This window comes from Nocardioides sp. NPDC101246 (assembly GCF_044767415.1).
In the GTDB taxonomy this organism is placed as follows: domain Bacteria; phylum Actinomycetota; class Actinomycetes; order Propionibacteriales; family Nocardioidaceae; genus Nocardioides.
Map to the genome: position 1 here is coordinate 375616 of NZ_JBIWNX010000002.1, position 19222 is coordinate 394837.

17 protein-coding genes are annotated in these 19222 nt (G+C 70.0%); 1 reads left to right on the top strand and 16 read right to left on the bottom strand.

Features of this window, described 5'->3' with window-relative positions; all coding sequences use genetic code 11:
• Window positions 1-78: 78 nt before the first annotated feature.
• The 14 genes from ACIRON_RS04950 to ACIRON_RS05015 all read right to left on the bottom strand — a co-directional run bounded on the left by ACIRON_RS04950 (window position 79) and on the right by ACIRON_RS05015 (window position 15109).
• The gene (locus ACIRON_RS04950) at window positions 79-1335 is read right to left on the bottom strand and encodes an ammonium transporter (protein WP_402989692.1); all 1257 of its coding nucleotides are present in this window, start codon (window positions 1333-1335) and stop codon (window positions 79-81) included.
• 157 nt (window positions 1336-1492) lie between these two features.
• Window positions 1493-2650: a tRNA (guanosine(37)-N1)-methyltransferase TrmD gene (trmD, locus tag ACIRON_RS04955; RefSeq protein WP_402989694.1), complete on the bottom strand. Its 1158-nt coding sequence runs from the start codon at window positions 2648-2650 to the stop codon at window positions 1493-1495.
• On the bottom strand, window positions 2647-3207 hold the full coding sequence (gene rimM, locus ACIRON_RS04960) for a ribosome maturation factor RimM (protein ID WP_402989697.1): 561 nt from the start codon (window positions 3205-3207) through the stop codon (window positions 2647-2649). The genes trmD and rimM overlap by 4 nt, the downstream gene beginning before the upstream one ends.
• A gap of 151 nt (window positions 3208-3358) precedes the next feature.
• Entirely contained in the window at window positions 3359-3601 is a 243-nt protein-coding gene (locus ACIRON_RS04965; protein WP_091049713.1) for an RNA-binding protein, read from the bottom strand.
• A 5-nt stretch (window positions 3602-3606) separates the two neighbouring features.
• Window positions 3607-4089, bottom strand: coding sequence for a 30S ribosomal protein S16 (gene rpsP / locus ACIRON_RS04970; RefSeq protein WP_402989701.1), 483 nt, complete (start codon window positions 4087-4089; stop codon window positions 3607-3609).
• 164 nt (window positions 4090-4253) lie between these two features.
• The gene (locus ACIRON_RS04975; protein ID WP_402989704.1) at window positions 4254-5327 is read right to left on the bottom strand and encodes an amidohydrolase family protein; all 1074 of its coding nucleotides are present in this window, start codon (window positions 5325-5327) and stop codon (window positions 4254-4256) included.
• Window positions 5328-5504: 177 nt separating this feature from the next.
• On the bottom strand, window positions 5505-7211 hold the full coding sequence (locus tag ACIRON_RS04980) for an FHA domain-containing protein (RefSeq protein WP_402989707.1): 1707 nt from the start codon (window positions 7209-7211) through the stop codon (window positions 5505-5507).
• Window positions 7212-7290: 79 nt separating this feature from the next.
• Window positions 7291-9300: a glycoside hydrolase family 3 protein gene (locus ACIRON_RS04985; RefSeq protein WP_402989710.1), complete on the bottom strand. Its 2010-nt coding sequence runs from the start codon at window positions 9298-9300 to the stop codon at window positions 7291-7293.
• 131 nt (window positions 9301-9431) lie between these two features.
• A complete protein-coding gene (locus tag ACIRON_RS04990) occupies window positions 9432-9794 on the bottom strand; it encodes a hypothetical protein (RefSeq protein ID WP_378727834.1) in 363 nt (120 codons plus the stop codon).
• A gap of 136 nt (window positions 9795-9930) precedes the next feature.
• Window positions 9931-10455 carry a GrpB family protein gene (locus ACIRON_RS04995; RefSeq protein WP_402989714.1) on the bottom strand — a complete coding sequence of 175 codons (525 nt, stop codon included), beginning with the start codon at window positions 10453-10455 and terminating at the stop codon, window positions 9931-9933.
• Window positions 10452-12029 (bottom strand): signal recognition particle protein, encoded by a 1578-nt coding sequence (gene ffh, locus ACIRON_RS05000; protein WP_402989717.1) that lies wholly within the window; start codon window positions 12027-12029, stop codon window positions 10452-10454. Before ffh ends, ACIRON_RS04995 begins: the two co-directional genes overlap by 4 nt.
• Window positions 12030-12127: 98 nt before the next feature.
• Window positions 12128-14341: a [protein-PII] uridylyltransferase gene (locus ACIRON_RS05005; RefSeq protein WP_402989720.1), complete on the bottom strand. Its 2214-nt coding sequence runs from the start codon at window positions 14339-14341 to the stop codon at window positions 12128-12130.
• 21 nt (window positions 14342-14362) lie between these two features.
• Window positions 14363-14701, bottom strand: coding sequence for a P-II family nitrogen regulator (locus ACIRON_RS05010; RefSeq protein ID WP_008363338.1), 339 nt, complete (start codon window positions 14699-14701; stop codon window positions 14363-14365).
• A gap of 69 nt (window positions 14702-14770) precedes the next feature.
• Window positions 14771-15109: a P-II family nitrogen regulator gene (locus ACIRON_RS05015; protein WP_141803747.1), complete on the bottom strand. Its 339-nt coding sequence runs from the start codon at window positions 15107-15109 to the stop codon at window positions 14771-14773.
• Between the two features lie 196 nt (window positions 15110-15305).
• On the opposite strand from ACIRON_RS05015, the gene ACIRON_RS05020 reads away from it, so the two are divergent.
• Entirely contained in the window at window positions 15306-16352 is a 1047-nt protein-coding gene (locus ACIRON_RS05020) for a class I SAM-dependent methyltransferase (protein WP_402989724.1), read from the top strand.
• Window positions 16353-16507: 155 nt separating this feature from the next.
• On the opposite strand, the gene ACIRON_RS05025 is transcribed toward ACIRON_RS05020, so the two are convergent.
• Entirely contained in the window at window positions 16508-18076 is a 1569-nt protein-coding gene (locus tag ACIRON_RS05025) for a glycosyltransferase (RefSeq protein WP_402989727.1), read from the bottom strand.
• Between the two features lie 175 nt (window positions 18077-18251).
• The gene (locus ACIRON_RS05030) at window positions 18252-19208 is read right to left on the bottom strand and encodes a sugar phosphate isomerase/epimerase family protein (RefSeq protein ID WP_402989730.1); all 957 of its coding nucleotides are present in this window, start codon (window positions 19206-19208) and stop codon (window positions 18252-18254) included.
• Between the last annotated feature and the right edge of the window lie 14 nt (window positions 19209-19222).

Here is a 19222-nt window from a genome sequence, read left to right on the forward strand (position 1 = left end):
AGCCGAAGGAACACCCCCGTACACGCCGCGAGGCCCACCCCGGCGAACCGGGACGGGCCTCGTGGTCGAAGCGATGGATCAGCCGAGCTCGGAGTAGCCCGGCTCGTGGAGAACGGTGTCGATACCGGCGACCTCGTCCTCCTCCTTGGCGCGGAAGCCGACGGTCTTCTCGATCGCGAACCCGATGACGAAGGCGATCACGAACGAGTAGGCGATCACGGTGAGCGAGGAGAGGACCTGGGCACCGAGGAGCTTGAAGTTGCCACCGAAGACGAGGCTGCCACCGGTGAGCGTCTCCATGCCGAAGATGCCGACCCACACGCAGCCGATGAAACCGGCGACGAGGTGGATGCCGACGACGTCGAGCGTGTCATCGAAGCCGAGCTTGAACTTGAGCTCGACGGCCAGGGCGCAGATGGCACCGGCGACGAGACCGAGGACGAGGGCCCAGACCGGGCTGACGAACGCACAGGCCGGGGTGATGGCGACCAGACCGGTGACGATGCCGGACGCGGCACCGACGGCGGTCGGCTTGCCGTCCTTGAACTGCTCGACGACGATCCAGCCGATCAGGCCGGCGGCCGGGGCCAGCAGGGTGTTGAGGAAGATCAGCGAGGTCTGGCCCTCGTCGGCACCGAAGACACCGGTGTTGAAGCCGAACCAGCCGAACCAGAGGATCGCGGTGCCGATCAGCACGAGCGGTACGTTGTGAGCGACCGTCTCCTCCTTGGAGAAGCCGACCTTGCGACGACCGAGCACGAGCGCCAGGGCGAGCGCCGCGGCGCCGGCCGACTGGTGGATCACGGTGCCGCCGGCCCAGTCGAGGGAGCCACCGAGGCCGTAGACGTTGTTGGCGAGCCAGCCGTAGAAGTTGCCCTCGGAGTCCACGCCCCAGATCCACCGGAAGGTCGGGAAGACCACGAAGGTCGCGAAGAAGACGGCGAAGATCATCCACGGCCAAAAGCGCGCGCGGTCGGCGACTGCCCCCGAGACCAGGGCGACGGTGATGATGCAGAAGGCGACCAGGAAGGCGTGGCCACCGAAGAGGTTGCCCGCGTCGCCGCTACCGGCGGAGGTGACGAGGTCGGTCATCCCGAAGTCCTCGAACGGGTTACCGAAGAGCTTGCTGCCACCGCTGGTGCCGTTGCCGGCGATGCCGGTGCCACCGTAGAGGACATAGAGGATGGTGACGACGGCGATCGAGCCGAAGCTCAGCATCATCATCGAGACGACGGACTTGGCCTTCACCAGGCCGCCGTAGAAGAACGCGAGACCAGGGGTCATGAAGATGACCAGGGCCGCGCACAGGAGTTGCCATGCAAGTTCGACAGACATTCAGTGCCTCATAGATCTGAGTCTCGGGATGGGGCTGTGACGTCACGCGAGCCACATCGCTCGTCGTACGTATTGCCCGGCATCGTTGCGACGCTTCGTTTCAGGAACAGATGTCTGGTGTTACAGAAAAGTAACAGAGTGGTCGGTTGACGAACCGTTACCGTCGACGAGCGTGCGGCTTCGTCAGGATGACGGCACCTGGCGGGGCCTCCAGGTCACGGCGAAGCCGGAAACCGGCCTTCTTGTAGATCTTCTGGTTGCGCTCGCTCTTCGCCCCGGTGAAGAGCGAGAGCGTTCTGGCGCCCTCCGGCGCGACCGCCTGGATGTGATCCAGCAGCTGACGCCCGAGACCCCGTCCCTGCATGTCCGGGGCGGTCATCAGCCGTCCGATCTCCCACATGTCGCCCTCGAGCCGGGCACGGACCGAGCCCACCAGTCGCCCTGCGGAGCGGACCACGTAGACGTCGTGCGTCTCCAGAGCGCGCAAGGTGTCGTCGAGCGACTCGTGCAGCGGCGGGATCGCGACACCGGGGTTGTCGTGCATCTCCTGCACCCAGCAGGCGAGCTGGAGCGTGTGCAGCTCGGGCACATCGGCGCGTACGGCGGGCACGATCTCCCACTCGGTGGGTGCCTGGGAGGCGTGGAGCAGGTCGGGGCGGCGTACGGAGGTCCGGGCCACCGCCTGGTCGTGACGCCACTGCGCGATGCGCTTGTGGTCGCCGCTGAGCAGCACCTTCGGGACCTCGAGGTCACGCCATGAGGCGGGCTTGGTGTAGACCGGGTACTCCAGCAGGCCGTCCTCGTGGGACTCCTCCACGAGGGACTCGGCGTTGCCCATGAACCCTGGGAGCAGGCGTACGACGGCCTCCGTGATCGCCATCGCGGCCACCTCTCCCCCGTTGAGGACGTAGTCGCCCAGGGAGATCTCGCGGACCTCGGCGCGGGTCGCGGCGTGGTCGAGCACGCGCTGATCGATGCCCTCGTAGCGACCGAGCAGGAAGACCAGCCGCTCTCGGGTGGAGAGGTCACGAGCCAGCGCCTGGGTGAACGGCTCGCCGCTCGGGGTGGTCACGATCACGGTCGCGCCGTCGATGGCCAGCTCGTCGAAGGCCTCACCGAACGGCTCCGGCTTCATCACCATCCCGGCGCCACCGCCGTAGGGCGTGTCGTCGACGGTGCGGTGGCGGTCGTGGGTCCAGTCGCGTACGTCGTGGACGTGCATCTCCAGCAGCCCGGACTCGATCGCCTTGCCCGGCAGGCTCAGCCGGAGCGGCGCGAGGTAGTCGGGGAAGATGGTGAGGTAGTCGAGCCTCACCTGGCGTCGTCCTCGTCCTCGGCGAACGGCGTGACCAGGCCGGGGCGGTCGGCGATGACGACCTTCCTCTCGACCAGGTCGACGACCGGCACCAGCGCCTTCACGAACGGCACCAGCGCATCGCGCCGGTCCGGGGTACGGATCGTCAGCAGGTCCTGGGCTCCCCCGTGGACCAGCGCCTTCACCGTGCCCAGCTCGCGGCCCTCCTCGTCGAAGGCGGTCAGGCCGACGAGCTGGTGGTCGTAGTACTCGTCGGGGTCCTCGGGAGTCTCCTCGGCCGGGACGTCGGCGAAGAGCAGCGTCCCGCGAGCCGTTTCGGCCTCGTTGCGGTCGGTGATCTCCTCGAAGGCGACCTGGAGCACCTGCCCGTGCCAACGAGCGCCCTCCACGGTCAGCTCCTTGGCGGCGTACGCCGATCCCTTCGGCGGCTGCGCCCGCAGCACCGTGCCATCGGCGAACCGCCGGTCGGGCTCGTCGGTGCGCACCTCGACGGTCACGAACCCCCGGATCCCGTGCGGCTTGCCGATCCGTCCGACCAGCACCTCGATCAACTCCACGAGGTGAGCCTAGAGGGTGGCGTACGTCGGGCCGAACTTCTCAGCGTGGGTGGCGCCGCTCGCTGTAACACGAGTTCGGCGGCCCGAGAAGAGCAACAGGCGCCACCCCCGCGATGGGGATGGCGCCTGTCGTGAGTTGATGCAGCCGTGCTCAGCGACCGCCGTCGACGTCGACGAAGTCGATCCGCGCGCCGCCCTTGCCGGCCAGCGCTGCGATGACCGTACGGAACGCGGTGGCGGTGCGGCCGCCGCGGCCGATCACCTTGCCGAGGTCATCGGGGTGGACCCGGACCTCGAGGACGGAGCCGCGACGAAGCTGCTTGTCGCGCACGCTCACCTCGTCGGGGTTGTCGACGACTCCTCGGACGAGGTGCTCGAGAGCTTCGGCGAGCATGCTGCTCAGGCCTCGGCCTCAGCGGCCGGGGTCTCCTCGGCCTTGGGCTCCTCGGCCTTGGGCTCCTCAGCCTTCGGCTCCTCAGCCTTGGGCTCCTCGGCCTTCTTGGCGGACTTCTTCGTCACGGCCTCGGAACCGGCGGAGGCGTGCGCCTCGGCGAGAGCCTTGTTGAAGAGCTCGAGCTTGTCGGGCTTCGGCGGGGCGACCCGCAGGGTGCCCTCGGCGCCCGGGAGGCCCTTGAACTTCTGCCAGTCGCCGGTCACCTTGAGGATCGCCTCGAGAGCCGGGGTCGGCTGGGCGCCGACACCGAGCCAGTACTGGGCGCGCTCGGAGTCGACCTGGATGAAGCTCGGCTCCTCCTTGGGACGGTAGAGACCGATCTCCTCGATGACAGCGCCGTCGCGCTTCTTGCGCGAGTCGACGATGACGATGCGGTACTGCGGAACCCGGATCTTGCCCAGGCGCTTCAAGCGGATCTTGACAGCCACTGTTGGTGGTATTCCTTTGGAATCGAATATGGGTGAAGAGGCCCGTGTCGGTGTGGGGACACCCGTCAGGCAACTTCGGCGGGCACTGTCGCGCTGGGTGAGAGGGTCCCTGCGCACAGGACACGCGCCTCAGTTTGCCAGAGGTGGACGGAAGCGGCGAAATCTCAGGCGTAGATCTTCCCGCGGAGCACGACGGCGGCCGGACGCGCCAGCACCGTGAGGTCGTCGAGGGGGTTGGTGTCGTAGACGACGAAGTCGGCGGGGTCGCCCTCGGCGAGGCCGGGGTTGTGGCCGAGCCACTCCCGGGCGCGCCAGGAGGCGGCGCCGAGGACGACGTCGGCCGGAAGACCGAGCCGGTGCATCGCGAGGACCTCGACCGGGAGTACGCCGTGCAGCTGGTCGCCCGCGCCGTCGGAGCCCGCGTAGAGGGCCACCCCCGCCTCGTAGGCGCTCATGATCGTCTCGCGACGGCGAGCGTAGAGGTCCTCCATGGTGGCCGCGTACGTCGGGAACTTGGGTGCCGCAGCGGCGGCCAGATCGGGGAAGATCTCCAGCTGGGCGACGGTGGGGACCAGAGCGGTGCCCTGCTCGGCCATGGCCTCGACGAGGTCCGGGGTCAGCCCGGTGCCGTGCTCGATGCAGTCGATCCCGGCCTCGATCAGGCCGGGCAGGACCTCGTGGCCGAAGCAGTGCGCCGTGACCCGGGCGTCGTTGTCGTGGGCGACCTTGATCGCCTCGGCGAACGACTCCTCCGGGAAGGAGGGCTTCAGGTCTCCCTCGGCACGGTCGATCCAGTCGCCGACCAGCTTGACCCAGCCGTCACCGGAGCGGGCCTGCCGCTCGACGGCCTGGGCCAGGCCCTCGGGCTCGACCTCGTCGGCGTAGTTGCGCATGTAGCGCTTCGTACGTCCGATGTGGCGGCCCGCGCGGATCAGCCGGGGCAGGTCCTCGCGGGACTGGACCCAGCGGGTGTCGGCGGCCGAGCCCGCATCGCGCAGAAGCAGCGCGCCGGCGTCGCGGTCGGCGAGCGCCTGGGCCTCGGCGGTCTCGGCGTCGACCGCGCCGTCGGGCCCGAGCCCGATGTGGCAGTGGGCGTCGACGAGGCCGGGGACGATCCAGCCCGAGGCGCCGGTCTCCGCCCCCGACGGCCGCTCGTAGGTGATGCGGCCGTCGAGGACGTAGAGGTCCCGCACCTCTCCATCGGGAAGGACCGGGCCGGAGAAGCGCAGAGCAGTCATGTGACGCAGGTTACCTAGGGCGTGTCTCTTAAAGACACGGCGGCCGCGAGCGGCGTTTCGGGCCGATCTGGCAAGGCGCCCGTCGCGACGGCATCCTCACCGGCTGTTGAGCGGCGGCAACGCCGCCAGATCGGATGCGAAACGCCGCGTAGCGGGCGTGGATTTGAGAGACGCGCCCTAGTTGCCCGGGGTCGGCACCTTCACCCCGGCCGCCTCGAGGATCGGGAAGTGCTGGGCGAGCGGGATGACCTGGCCTGTGACGACGTTGTTGTCGTCCCACCCGATGGAGGTCGGTACGCCGACGAGCTCACCGTCGTCGTTGACCGCGGCGCCACCGGAGTTGCCGCTGGAGATCCGGGCGGTGACGTCGAAGACGGCCCGATCCTCCCCCTCGAAGGAGAGGATCGTCGCCACGTTGCCCTCGGCGACGGTCGGCGGCTGGAAGAGCACGCCCTCCTTGTCCGCGAAGCTCTCCTTCGGCAGCATCGGGAATCCGATCGTGGCGATGAAGTCGCCGCGGTCGACCGCGTTGGAGTCGCCGAGCGAGATCGTCGGCAGGTTGAGCGAGGACGGGTTGACCGGGTTGCCCTCGCCGTCGGCGATGATCTGCACGACCGCGCTGTCGACCTCGCCGTCGGACTCGATGACCTTGGCGATGTAGTCGGGCTCGCCGACCTTGTAGCCCTCGGCCGGGTCGGTCAGGTGGATGTTGACGACCTCGGGCGAGACCTCGCCCTTGGCGGCGTACTCCGGGATCTTCGCCGGGTCGGCGACGTGGGCGTTGGTGAGGATCTTGCCGTCCTCGCTGACGATCGACCCGGACCCCATCGCGATGGTGTCCTCGGTCGGTGCGTAGGTGATCCAGACGGCGGCTCGCTGCGCGCTGTTGAGCTCCTCCTTGGTCAGGCCGGTGTCCTGGGCGGCCGGGTCGCCGCCGGGCACCACGAACATCGCGACGACCAGTCCGATGACCACGACCGCAGCCGCGGCCCCGATCCCGCCCCACAGCAGCAGCTTGTTGCGGCGCTTGGCGGCGGCACGGGCGACCTCGACCTCGGCGGCGTAGATCGGGATGACCTTGAGGATCTCGCCGGCGACCGGGTGACCGAGGCGGATCTCGGTCTCCTCGTCGATCTCCTCGCGGATCAGCGGCTTCCCCTTGAGGAACGACCCGGTCTGGGAGCCGTTCTCGAAGGTCCAGCCGCCGGGGGTGGCCACCAGCCGGGCGTGCTGGCGGGAGACGCCCTGGTCCTCCAGCACGACCGAGTTGTCGGCCGCACGGCCGATGGTGACCGTGACCGGGTGGCGGAAGCGGTGCTCCTTGCCCTCGGCGACCAGCAGCAGGTCGGGGCCGCTCGGCGGGGTCGGCGGCTGGCCGGGAGCGACCGGGCGGGCCATCCCGGGAGCGATCGTCATCTCGGAGATGTCCTGGGTCGCCGAGGGCGCCGGGGGCGCGGGCGGCAGGTTGCCGGGCGGGGGCGGGGCCGCCGGTGCCGCCCCGGAGGGCGGAGCGGCCGTGGCGCCCGCCATCGCCGGCGGAGGCGGCGGAGCCGGCGCCTGAGCACGCGGAGCACCCGCCGCGACCGGCGCGTCGTCGAGGGTGACCGTGATCGTCGAGCCCGGCCCCGCCGGGCCGAGCTGGACCTCGGTCGCACCGGTCAACGGCACCTCGGTGACGCGGCTGCCGGAGACGTACGTCCCTCCGGCGGAGCCGACGTCGACCAGCTTCCACCCGGACGGGTCCGGGCGCAGCTCCGCATGAGCGCGGGAGACCGAGGAGGACGAGAGCACCACGTCGGCATCGATCGAGCGCCCGATTCGGACGATCTTGTCGGGCGGGAAGCTGAGCGCACGTCCCGATACGTCTACGCGTAGCGTCTGCATGCACGAATCATGCACCGAAATGGCCCGATCCAAGCGTCGCGAATCGAAGATTCGCAGAACTCGGACCGGGCCAGTTCCGTTATCGGTGGGTCTTCAGACCGTGTCCGTACGCAAACAGCGGGTCATAGTCGGAATCGCCGATGTTGATCGGCTCCTGGTCGACCGAGCGGGGCCAGGTCACCGGGAGCTTCCCGGTGAAGGGGCGCTTGCCGAAGAGCACGTCGGCGACGCCCTTGCCCTCGCTGCCCGGCAGCCAGGAGGCCACCAGGGCGTCGATCTGCCCGAGCAGCTCGGGCGGGATGATCATCGGACGCCCGGAGACGACGAGCACCGTGCAGGTCGCCGCGGCCGCGCAGACCGTCTCGATCGCCGCCGTGTCGGTGTCGCTGAGCTGCATCGTCAGCGCCGGCCGGAGCACGCCACCCTCACCGGGGTCGTAGCCCCAGCGCGGGCCGCCGACGTCACCGAAGCCCTCGGCGTACGGGTGCTCGCCGACGACCACGACGCCGTGTGCCCCGGCCGGGACCGGCGCGGAGGCGTCGGGCGAGTGGGTCACCTCGCCGCGGGCCGCGGACTCGATACCGTCGAGGATCGTGTCGCCGGGGATCTGGTGGGTCGAGTTGCCCTGCCAGGTGATCGTCCAGCCGCCGGCCTGGTCACCGATGCTGTCGGCCTTGCTGCCCGCGACGTAGACGTCGTCGCGGCCGGAGAGCGGCAGCGTGTGCCTGTTCCGGAGCAGCACCTGCGACTTCGCCACCGCCTCGCGCGCGACGCGACGGTGGTCCGCACTGCCGATCTCGTCGATGTTGCGCCGGTCGGTGAACGGCTTCTCGAAGAGCCCGAGGTCGAACTTCGCGGTCAGGATCCGGGAGACCGCATCGTCGATACGGGCCATGGGGACCTTGCCGGTCTCGACGGCCGTGGTCAGCGCCTCGATGAACTGCGGGTAGCCGACGGTGTCACCGGAGAACGGCTCCATGAACATGTCGAGGCCGGCGTTGACCGAGGTGGCCACCTGCTCGGCGTACGTCCCCGGGATCTGGTGGATCCCCCGCCAGTCGGAGATCACCAGGCCGTCGAAGCCCTGCTTCTCCTTGAGCCAGCCGGTGACGAGCTCCTTGTGGGCGTGCATCTTGAGCGGGTTGCCGAGTCCGTCCTCGGTCCAGTCGACGCTGGAGAAGGACGGCATCACCGAGCCCACGTCGTGCTTCTTGATGGCGGTGACGTACGGCGAGAGCGCCAGCTTCTCGAACTCGGCGCGCGAGGCCTGGGTGATGCCCTGGTCGATGGTGTAGTCGCCCTCGCCCGTGCCGAACGTCGTGAAGCCGTCGCCGGCGAAGTGCTTGGCGGTGGCCAGGACGCGGTCGGGATCGTCGAGCTCACGCTTGTCGCCCTGGAAGCCCTCGATCATCTGGGCCATCTGGGCAGCCAGCTTCGGGCTCTCCCCGAAGGACTCGTACGTCCTCCCCCACCGGTCGTCGCGGGCGACGCAGACGCACGGGGCGAAGGTCCACTGCGGCCCGGACGCGCGGGTCTCCTCCGCGGTGATGTGCCCGATCCGCTCGGCGAGCTTCGGGTCGCGGGTCGCGCCGAGGCCGATGTTGTGGGGGAACACGGTCGCGCCGTTGAGGTTGCCGTGACCGTGGACCGAGTCGACGCCGTAGAGCAGCGGGATCCCCAGCCGGGTCGAGAGCGCCTGCTCCTGGAAGGCGTCGACCGTGTCGGCCCAGGCCTCCGGGGTGTTCTCGGCCGGGGTCGAGCCGCCGCCGGAGAGCACGCTGCCGAGCCCGAGCTCGGCGATCTGTGCGGGGTTCGCGGCGACATCGGCACGCTCGGCCTGGGCCATCTGACCGACCTTCTCGGCGAGCGTCATCCGGGCGAGCAGGTCGGCGACGCGGGTCTTGGTCGCCAGACGTGGGTTCTTGTAGGGCAGCGTGTGGCCCGAGCGCGTGAGCGCATCGGTGGACACGCCGGCGGGCGCGCTGGTGGGCGCCGCACTGGACGCGGGGGCAACGAAGAGCGTGGCGCAGAGCAGACCGGCGAGAGCCGAGGCTCCACCGATCGCGCCGCGCCGTCTGTGTGATCGCACGGGACAGGCCTCCTGAGAGTGATCTGCCGGCACCTCGGCATTGGGGTGCCAGGACTCGTGAGAGCGCTCCCAGCGTGACGGCGATCACATCGTCGGTCAATGGCTACGCGTGCGTAACCCCGTGAATTTCCTCAGATCTGGTCAAGCAACCAGGACGGTCCCAGGGCCGTGGCGCCGCCGCAGCGTGCCTGCAGCATCCGGTCGGCGGTCACCAGCGTCACCCGGTCACCCTTCTCCTGCGCCTCACGGACGGCACCGACGATCGCGGCGTCCCCGTCCTTGGGCGCATGGACGGTGAGCACGTGGGCGTCGCGGCCGGGACGTACGCCGCCCTTGGCCTGTCCCTCCAGGACCAGCACGATCCGGTCGTGCGGGAGGTCGGCGACCAGCAGCGCCTCGTGCAGCCGGCGGGCCGCGCCGGCACGGTCCTTCCACCAGCCGTCGGGGCGGGCACCGACGACATTGGCGCCGTCGACGACCAGAACCGTAGCCACGCCGCCAGGATATGCACCCACCCCGGCGCAAGCCGCTGGGACCCTCTGCAAGAACCGCGCATGTGCGCCGAAGTCGCAAGCCGCGAGGGCCTCCGAGGTGCCACTTCCACGCATGTGCACGGAAGTGGCTGGACAGTCAGTTCACGGTGATCCGGGACAGCACCGAGGTGATGAAGGGAGCTTTCCCTGCCCGGTAGGTCACCCTGTCCTCGTCGTCGGCCTCGGAGAGGCGGCGCTTGATCGCGGCGTACGCCTCACGGTCCTCGGCGTTCGTGCGCAGGTGGTCGCGGAAGGCCAGCCAGGTCGGCCAGCCCTCCGAGGACTCCTCGACCACGTGCAGGTGATGGGTGCGATGAGCGATCGACGGCGAGCACCACGACCACTTCCGCTGCTCGACGTCGCGAGGCTCGGGGGCCCAGACCCAGCCGACCTCTTCCAGCGCAGGAAGAGAGCTCGCCACCGCCTCGTACGAGCTCACCACGGCGAGCATGTCGATGATCGGCTTGGCGGCCAGGCCTGGGACCGACGTGCTCCCGATGTGCTCGACCGGGCGCACCAGCTGCTCGGCCAGGAGTGGTTCCACCAGCGACCGCGCCGACTCGAAGGACCGTGCCCACTGCGGGGAGTGGTCGACGACGACGATGCGGTCGAGGCGGGTCACTTCAGGAACTTGGAGAAGTCCCCGGGCAGGTTGAGCTCGGCGGCGGCCTTCTCGTAGTCGATCTCCTCGCCGCCCGGCACACCGAACGGGTTGGCGGCGGCCGGCTTCTTCTCGGCGTCCGCCTTGGCCTGCTGGGCGGCCTTGGCCGGGTTGCCGGACTTGCGCGCGCCCTTGCCCTTCTTCTTCTGGGCCACCTGCTTGGCGCCGGCGCGCTTGCCGAAGCCGGCACCGGGCGCGCCGGGCATCCCGGGCATGCCGCCACCGGAGGCGAGCTGCTTCATCATCTTCGACGCCTCGGTGAAGCGCTGGATGAGCTGATTGACGTCGGAGACCTGGCGGCCCGAGCCCTTCGCGATGCGGGCGCGGCGGGAGCCGTCGAGGATCTTCGGGTTGGCGCGCTCGGCCGGGGTCATCGACTGGATGATCGCCTTGATCCGGTCGATCTCGCGCTCGTCGAAGTTGTCGAGCTGCTCGCGGAACTGGCCCATCCCCGGCAGCATGCCCATCAGCTTCGACATCGAGCCGAGCTTCTGGAGCTGCTGCATCTGCTTGAGGAAGTCCTCGAGCGTGAACTCGCCGGTCGCGAGCTTGGCCGCGTCCTGCTGGGCCTGCTCCTGGTCGAAGGTCTTCTCGGCCTGCTCGATCAGGGTGAGCATGTCGCCCATGTCGAGGATGCGGCCGGCCATCCGGTCGGGGTGGAACAGGTCGAAGTCGGTCATCTTCTCGCCGTTGGAGGCGAACATGACCGGCTTGCCGGTGATCTGGACGATGGAGAGCGCCGCACCACCGCGGGCGTCGCCGTCGAGCTTGGTGAGGACCACGCCGTCGTAGCCGACACCGTCGAGGAAGGCCTGCGCGGTGTTGACCGCGTCCTGACCGATCATCGCGTCGACGACGAAGAGGACCTCGTCGGGGTTGACCGCCGCCTTGATGTCGGCGGCCTGCTTCATCAGCTCCTCGTCGATGCCGAGGCGGCCGGCGGTGTCGACGATGACCACGTCGTGGAGCTTGCGCTTGGCCTCCTCGATAGCGCTCCGCGCTACATCGACCGGGTCCCCACCGTGCTCGATTCCTCCGGCGTTGCCGGGCTGGGGCGCGTAGACGGGGACGCCGACACGCTCACCGTTGACCTGGAGCTGGTTGACCGCGTTGGGTCGCTGCAGGTCGGCGGCCACCAGCAGCGGGGCCTTGCCCTGCTCCTTGAGCCACAGCGCGAGCTTTGCGGCCAGGGTGGTCTTACCGGCACCCTGCAGACCCGCGAGCATGATCACCGTCGGGCCGGTCTTGGCGTAACGGAGACGGCGGGTCTCGCCACCCAGGATCGTGACCAGCTCGTCGTTGACGATCTTGACGATCTGCTGGGCGGGGTTCAGCGCCTGGCTGACCTCCTCGCCGCGCGCCCGCTCCTTGACCCGGGCGACGAACTCGCGCACCACCGGCAGCGCGACGTCGGCCTCGAGCAGCGCGATGCGGATCTCGCGAGCGGTGGCGTCGATGTCGGCTTCGGTGAGGCGGCCCTTGCCCCGAATGTTCTTGAACGTCGTGGCGAGCCGGTCGGAGAGCGTGGCGAACAAAGCGGTCCTTCAGCAGAGTGGTGGTCCTGCCAAGACTAACGAACTGTTGTGTGTGGGGTGCTATTCGGCAGGCGTCATCGGAGGTGGCACGGTGCCGCTCAGCACTCGAGCGCCGCGCGGACCGCATGGGCCGCCTCGGCCGCCCGATGCTCGGCGAGGACTCCGGCCGAGGCCTCCTGGAGGTAGAACACGTCGACGGCCTGCGGGCCGAGGGTGGAGATATGGGCGGAACGGACGGCGATCTCCATCCGCGCCAGCGCGACGGCGACGGTGTAGACGACCCCGGGACGGTCGATGGTGCGCACCTCGAGGACCGTGGCCTTGCTGGACGCCTCGGGACGTACGACGACCGAGGGCTCGCTCCCCCGCGCGGCCGCGCTCGGCGCCAGCCGGGTCGTCGGGTCGAGGCGGCCCTCGGTGATGGCGGAGAAACGGGTGCGAAGCACGGCGGCGTCGACATAGGAGTCGTCGAGGTCCCACACGCTCACGCCGAAACCGCCCTGCTGCCAGGCGCGACAGGCCCTGACGGGCAGCCGCGCGACCGCGAAGGTGGCGGCCAGGTCGGCGAGCAGGCCGAGCCGGTCCGGCGCGATCACCCACACCCGGGCGCCGTCGGCGAGCGGCTCGGCACGGAAGGAGGTCGAGCCCGAACGTACGCTCTCGGGGATCTCCACCGCGGCCTGCGACCGCTCCCCCGCCGCGACGCCGGTGTCGAGGACCCGCGCGGCCCGGCGGGCGAGGTCGAGGATGAGCCGGGCCCGCCAGCTGGTCCAGGCCTGGGTGCTGGTCGCCCGCGCGTCCGCCTCGGTGAGCGCGGTGAGCAGGGCGAGCGCCTCGGCGTCGCCCATCGTGTCGACCACCAGGTCGACGGTCGCCGGGTCGTCGGGGTCACGGGTGGTCGCGGTCACCGACAGCAGCAGGTGCCAGCGCACCAGCTGCGAGATCAGCTCGACCTCGTCGTCCGGGAACCCCATCCGCGAGGCGATCCGGCGGGCGATCGGCTCCCCCGCGACGCTGTGCTCGGTCAGCGACCCCTTGCCGATGTCGTGGAGCAGCGCCGCGACCAGCAGCACGTCGGGGCGAGCCACGCGCGGCAGCAGCGCGACCGCCTCGATGCAGGTCTCGATGGTGTGCCGGTCGACGGTGAAGCGGTGGATGATCGAGGCGTGCGGGAGGAGCCGGATCCGCTCCCACTCGGGCAGGATCCGGGAGACCGCGCCGGTCTCCTCCAGGGTCTCCCAGACCGCGAGCAGCCCGCGCCCGGCACCCAGCAGACGTACGAAGAGCCGACGGGCGTCCTCCGGCCACGGCTCGGCCAGCGCCGGGGTGTCCTTGGCCAGTCGGGCGGCGGTCGGCGGCGCCAGCGCGACCCCGTGCTCGGCGGCCAGCGCCGAGGCGCGCAGCAGCATCAACGGATCCCGAGCGGGGCGGGCGCCCGGCACGAGCACGACCTCCCCGGAGGCGAGCGCCAGCCCGCCGCCCAGAGGCGTCAGCCGCGGGCGGCGCGGCGCTCCGGGCCGGGATCGCTCCAGGACCCCGTCGACCCGTCGCCAGGCCAGGCGGGAGAGGTGGGCGAGGCGGCGGCCGATGGTGCGTACGTGGGCCTGTGCCGTGCGGGCGTCGGCCAGCTCGAGCCTCTCGGCGAGCTGGTCCCACATCTCCGGCACGACCCGGTCGGTGGCCCGGCCGCCGGTCTCCTGCACGAGATCACGGACGTCGAGCAGGGCGCGGCGCGACTTCTCCAGGTCGACCGCGGGTACGTCGACCAGCCAGGTCGCCACGATCGCCTTGATCACGACCGCGTCCCGCAGCCCGCCGTACATCTCCTTCAGGTCCGGCACCGAGGCGTGGGCGAGCTCACCGGCACGCCGGTGTCGCTCCACGCTCATCGTCCTCAGCTCGGGCAGCAGGGCCCGGGCGTGCTTGCGCCAGTGCGCCAGCATCGTCGTACGCAGCCGCAGCACCAGGCCGCGGTCGCCGGCCAGGTGCCGGATGTCGAGCAGCCCGAGGGCGACCCGGAGGTCGCCGGTCGAGGCCGAGAGCATCTCGGAGAAGGAGCGCACCGAGTGGTCGAGCTTGGGGGCGGTGTCCCAGAGCGGGTACCAGACCTGCTCGGCGACCGGGCCGACGACGATGTCGTCGTCGTGCACCAGGACCACGTCCCAGTCGGAGAAGGGCGCGAGCTCGCCGCGCCCGTATCCCCCGACCGCGACCAGGGCGACCCCGACCTCGGGGCCGCCGGCCGCGGCGTACGCCTTGGCGCACTGCTCGTCGGCCTCGGCTGTGCGCGCCGCCCGGCCCTCAGCGGTCACGCCCAGCCCCCTTCATGGGATTCAGATAGCGGCGTCGTCGCGGTCGCCGGTGCGGACCCGCACGATGGTCTCCAGCGGGGAGACCCAGACCTTGCCGTCACCGATGCGCTCGGTCTTCGCCGAGGTCTCGATGGCGCTGACCACCGACTCGACCTCCTCGTCGGGAACGGCGATCTCGATGCGGATCTTCGGCACCAGGGCGACGTCGTACTCTGCGCCGCGGTAGACCTCGGTGTGGCCCTTCTGCCGGCCGTAGCCGGAGACCTCGGAGACGGTCATGCCGGTGACACCGACAGCTTCCAGGGCGACGCGGACGTCCTCCCACTTGTGGGGTTTGATCACTGCGGTGACGAGCTTCATTTCTCTCCTCCGGTGGGATTCGATGGACCGGCACTCGGACGAAGCCTAATGGTCGAGCGGTCCACTGGATCAGAGCGCCTCGGCGTCTCGCGCACCGGTCCGGACCCGGACGACGGACTCGATCGGGCTGAGCCAGACCTTCCCGTCGCCGATCCGTCCGGTCTGCGCGGTCTTCACGACGATCCCGACGACGTCGGCCGCGTCCTCGTCCTCCACCACGATCTCGATGCGGATCTTCGGCACCAGGGCGATGTCGTACTCCGCGCCGCGGTAGACCTCGGTGTGGCCCTTCTGCCGGCCGTAGCCGGAGACCTCGGAGACGGTCATGCCGGTCACGCCGAAGGCCTCCAGGGCCTCACGCACGTCCTCCCACTTATGCGGCTTGATCACTGCGGTCACGAGTTTCACGAGAGGGCGCCTCCAGAGGTCCTTGATCCTGTCATCTTCGCCGCCACCTTCACCCGGGGACGTTTCGACACCCCGAAGCGTCTGTTTCCACTGTGTAACAGACCATTTCCCCGTACGTCGCCGAAGCGTCGAAACAGCCGGTGAATCACCCGTGCCGAACCCGCGCGGCGCCACCAAAGGTCGCTACCCTCGTCGCATGTCGCACTACGCCGTCGAGATCGACCTCGATCACGCCAACACCAGCCATGTGCAGGTCATCGACCTGGCTGCGCCGATCTCCTCGGCAGACGGCGGGAAGCGGGTCCTCGACGTCGGCTGCTGGACCGGTGAGATCGGCCGGATCCTCACCGAGCGCGGCTGCACCGTCACCGGCATCGAGATCGACCCCGAGGCGGCGAGCCTGGCCGAGAAGGTCCTCGAGCGGGTGGTCGTCGCCGACGTCGACGCGACCCCGCTGACCGAGATCGTCGAGCCCGGCTCCTTCGACCTGGTGATCTTCGCCGACGTGCTCGAGCACCTCGTCGACCCGCGGGCTGCGCTCGAGCAGGCCCGCGACCTGCTCGCCCCCGACGGCCGGGTGGTCATCTCGATCCCCAACGTCACCCACGGCTCGGTCCGCCTCGCCCTGCTCCAGGGCCGCTGGCAGACCACCGACACCGGTCTCCTGGACCGCACCCACATCAAGTTCTACTCCCGCGAGGGGCTGCTGCAGCTCTTCACCGACGCGGGCTACGCGGTCGAGGACCTGCGCGGCACCACCGCCGACCCGCTCAACGTCGAGGTCGCCGTCGACCCGGGCCTGCTTCCCGAGGTGGCCGTGGAGTGGGTACGCCAGCAGCCCGACGCGCTGGTCTACCAGTTCCAGCTCTCCGCCCGGCCGCTCGCCGACGGCGAGCTCGCGCCGGCCGCCCCCGAGCTCGTCCAGGCCGCGCCTGCCGACGAGGTCCGGCTCCGTGACGTACACACCCGGAAGTTCGAGGAGGTCACCCGCTCCCGGCTGGCCACCCGTGACCACATCCTCGGCATCCAGGCCTCCGCCAACTCCGCCCAGGCCCGGGTCGGCACCCTGTCCAAGCAGCTGCGCGAGGCCCGCGAGGTCAACCGGCGCCGCCGCGAGCGCATCGAGCGGCTGCGCGGCAGGGTCGCCGGCCTCGAGGCCGACCTGACCTACGCCACCCGCCACCCGGTGCGGAACTTCGGCCGACGAGTCGTCCGCCGCCTCCGTCGCGCAGCCCAGGGCTGAGCGCCGAGTCGGCTCGTCCTGACCAACACCGCGGCCGAGTCGGCTCGTCATGACGCGCCGACTCGGCGATGAATCCGGTCAGGATGCGCCGACTCGGCGGTGTTTCTCGTCAGTTTGCGCCGACTCGACGACTTGCGGCGTCAGGATGCGCCGGGTCAGCGGACGCCGTTGGAGTAGGCCTCGCGTACGTCCTTGTAGTTGCCCCAGCGGTTGTTGATGAAGTCCTTCTCCCAGTCGTGGACGGCGTTGTCGCGGCTGACGGACTCGAAGTGGAAGAGCGTGACGTCGTGGAGCCAGACGAGGCGCAGACCCAGTGAGCGACGGACCTTGAGGCACAGGTCGACGTCGTTGTAGTTGACCGGCAGGCGCTCGCTGAAGCCACCGGCGTCGAAGAAGACCTCGCGCCGCATGGCGAGGCAGGCGCCGGTCAGCGCGGAGGTCTCCCGGTTGATGTGCAGCTCGCCGTGATTGCCGCGCTCCTCGGGGCGGGCCCGATAGTAGGCGTGGGTGATGGTGCCGCTGCCGTAGACCAGGCCGGCGTGCTGGATGCGGAAGTCCTCGAAGAGGAGCTTGGGGCCGGTCATGCCGACGTCGGGCTCGCGCAGCGGCGCGATCAGGTTCTCGATGACGCCCTCGGAGTAGGCCTCCATGTCGTCGTTGAGGAAGACCAGGACGTCACCGGTCGCATGGGCGGCGCCGACGTTGCACTTGGCGCTGAAGCTGAACTTCTCGGTGAACTCGACCAGCTTGATGTCGGCGCCCTCGATCGCCCGCAGCGCCTCCAGCACCGGGGCCGGGGTCGGGGTGTCGTAGACGATCACGAACTCGACGTTGCGGTGCTCGGTGGAGGCCACCACCGAGCGGACGGTCTCGACGACCATCGCGCGCTTCTCGCCCCACACGATCGCGCTGGTGCCGATGGTCGGGATGATCACGCTGACCGGGGTGTCCAGGTCGGGCTCCCGCTCGACGCGGTAGAGCCCGGGCGAGACGCCGTGCGAGGCCGTGGCCCGGATCCCGAGCCGGTCGAGATGGGCCTGCACGGCGCGTACGCCGGCGTCCCAGGCGTACGGCTTGGCGTGGTTGTCCGCGGCGGCGGAGCCCGGCACCTGGCGCCAGTGGTAGAGCACGCCGGGTACGTGGACGATGCGGCGCGCGCGCTCGCTGACCCGCAGCACGAGGTCGTGGTCCTGGGAGCCGTCGAAGCCCTCCTGGAAGCCGCCGACCTCCTCCACGACGGAGCGGCGCAGCACCGAGAAGTGGGTGCAGTAGTTGTGGTGGCGCAGTCGCTCCGGGGACCAGTCGGGCTTGTAGTAGGCGTCGCGGAGCTCGCCCGCGTCCGACATCAGGTCCTGGTCGCTGTAGGCGTAGTCGAGGTCCTCGAACCGGTCGTAGGCGCTGGCCATCTTCTCCAGCGCGTTCGCCTCGAGCACGTCGTCGTGGTCGAGCAGGGCGATCAGCTCGCCGCTCGCCTCGGCCAGCGACGAGTTCGAGGCGGCCACGATGCCACCGTTCTCCGCGCGCTCCACGATGCGCACCCGCGGCTCGTTCGCGGCCAGCTCCCGCAGCCGCGGCAGCACCCACGCAGCCGGCGAGCGGTCGTCGCTGAGGACCCACTCCCAGTCCTCGTGGGTCTGGCCGAGAACCGACGCGATCGTGTCCTCGAAGGCATCGGCGGGCGGGTTGTAGACAGCGGTGATCAGCGATACCCGGGGCGATGGCATGGTCTTCAGCCTATGACCCTCCTGGATGGTTCACAGGGCCCGACACGGGGCGCCCGGCCGTTTGGGGATGGTCGTCATCTCAACTTCTCGGCGAGTTCACCGGGTGTCCGCAAGACGACGGCAGCCGCCCCGGAGGGAGGGTCGGGGGCGGCTGCCGGGTCAGGAGTGGCGTACGTCAGAAGCGCAGGCCACGCAGGTAGGAGTAGCCCACCTCCGCGGTCTGGATCGGGGTGACGTCGGGACTGTCGTTCTCCACGATGTAGTCCTCGACCTGGTGGGCGCGGAAGATCTTGGCGAAGTCGATGAACCCGGTGCCGAGGTCGACGTGGTCGCCGGTGGCCTCGTTGCGGTCCTTGACGTGGTACTGGCGGACCTGGAGCGGAGCCCGGTCGACCACGTCGATCGCGAAGTCGATGGCTTCGTCGCTGGACATGCCGAGGTTCACCCCGCCGGTGACGGCCCAGTAGAGGTCGACCTCGAGGTGGACGTAGGCCGGGTCGAGCTCCCGCATGAACACGTCCCAGGGCGTGACCCCGCCACCGAGGTCGGTGGTGAACTCATGGGCGTGGTTGTGGTAGCCGTAGCGGAAGCCGCGCCGCTTCGCGGCCGCCGCCTCGTTGTTCATCTGGTCGGCCCAGGCCTGCCAGTCGGAGAGCGAGCTGGAGGCCAGGTAGGGGACGTTGAGGTAGCGGACCCCGAGCGTCTCGGAGTTGTCGAACTTGGTCTCGAGCGCCGCGAAGCTGCTGCTCAGGCCGTCGTGGCTGGAGTTGGAGCGGATCCCGAGGCCGTCGAGAACGCCTCGGATGTCCGCGGCGGTACGCCCGTAGAGACCGGCCAGCTCGACACGGTCATAGCCGATCTGCGCCAGCTTCTTCAGCGTCGCGTCGACACCGGCCCCGGTCATGATAGAGCGCAGCGTGTAGAGCTGGATGCTGATCTTGTCGGCCGGGACACGGCGGCCGCCGTGTCCACGGCCGGAGCTGACGGCGGCCTGTGCCGGCGCGGCCAGAGCACCGCCGACCCCGAGTGCGGCTGCACCCGCGGCGGCGCCGCGGATGAGGGAGCGCCGGCTCAGCCCGCGCTGTTCGAGTGAGCGCTGCAGCGCACCGTCACCGTCGAATCCAAAACACATCTCGTAACTCCTTC

Bases quoted from the DNA above. Each gene is read 5' to 3' on its own strand.
- ACIRON_RS04980 (WP_402989707.1), bottom strand. From the start codon at position 7,211: ATGCAGACGCTACGCGTAGACGTATCGGGACGTGCGCTCAGCTTCCCG.
- ACIRON_RS05020 (WP_402989724.1), top strand. From the start codon at position 15,306: ATGTCGCACTACGCCGTCGAGATCGACCTCGATCACGCCAACACCAGC.
- ACIRON_RS05025 (WP_402989727.1), bottom strand. From the start codon at position 18,076: ATGCCATCGCCCCGGGTATCGCTGATCACCGCTGTCTACAACCCGCCC.
- ACIRON_RS05010 (WP_008363338.1), bottom strand. From the start codon at position 14,701: ATGAAGCTCGTCACCGCAGTGATCAAACCCCACAAGTGGGAGGACGTC.
- ACIRON_RS04950 (WP_402989692.1), bottom strand. From the start codon at position 1,335: ATGTCTGTCGAACTTGCATGGCAACTCCTGTGCGCGGCCCTGGTCATC.
- ACIRON_RS04965 (WP_091049713.1), bottom strand. From the start codon at position 3,601: ATGCTCGCCGAAGCTCTCGAGCACCTCGTCCGAGGAGTCGTCGACAAC.
- ACIRON_RS04975 (WP_402989704.1), bottom strand. From the start codon at position 5,327: ATGACTGCTCTGCGCTTCTCCGGCCCGGTCCTTCCCGATGGAGAGGTG.
- ACIRON_RS05030 (WP_402989730.1), bottom strand. From the start codon at position 19,208: ATGTGTTTTGGATTCGACGGTGACGGTGCGCTGCAGCGCTCACTCGAA.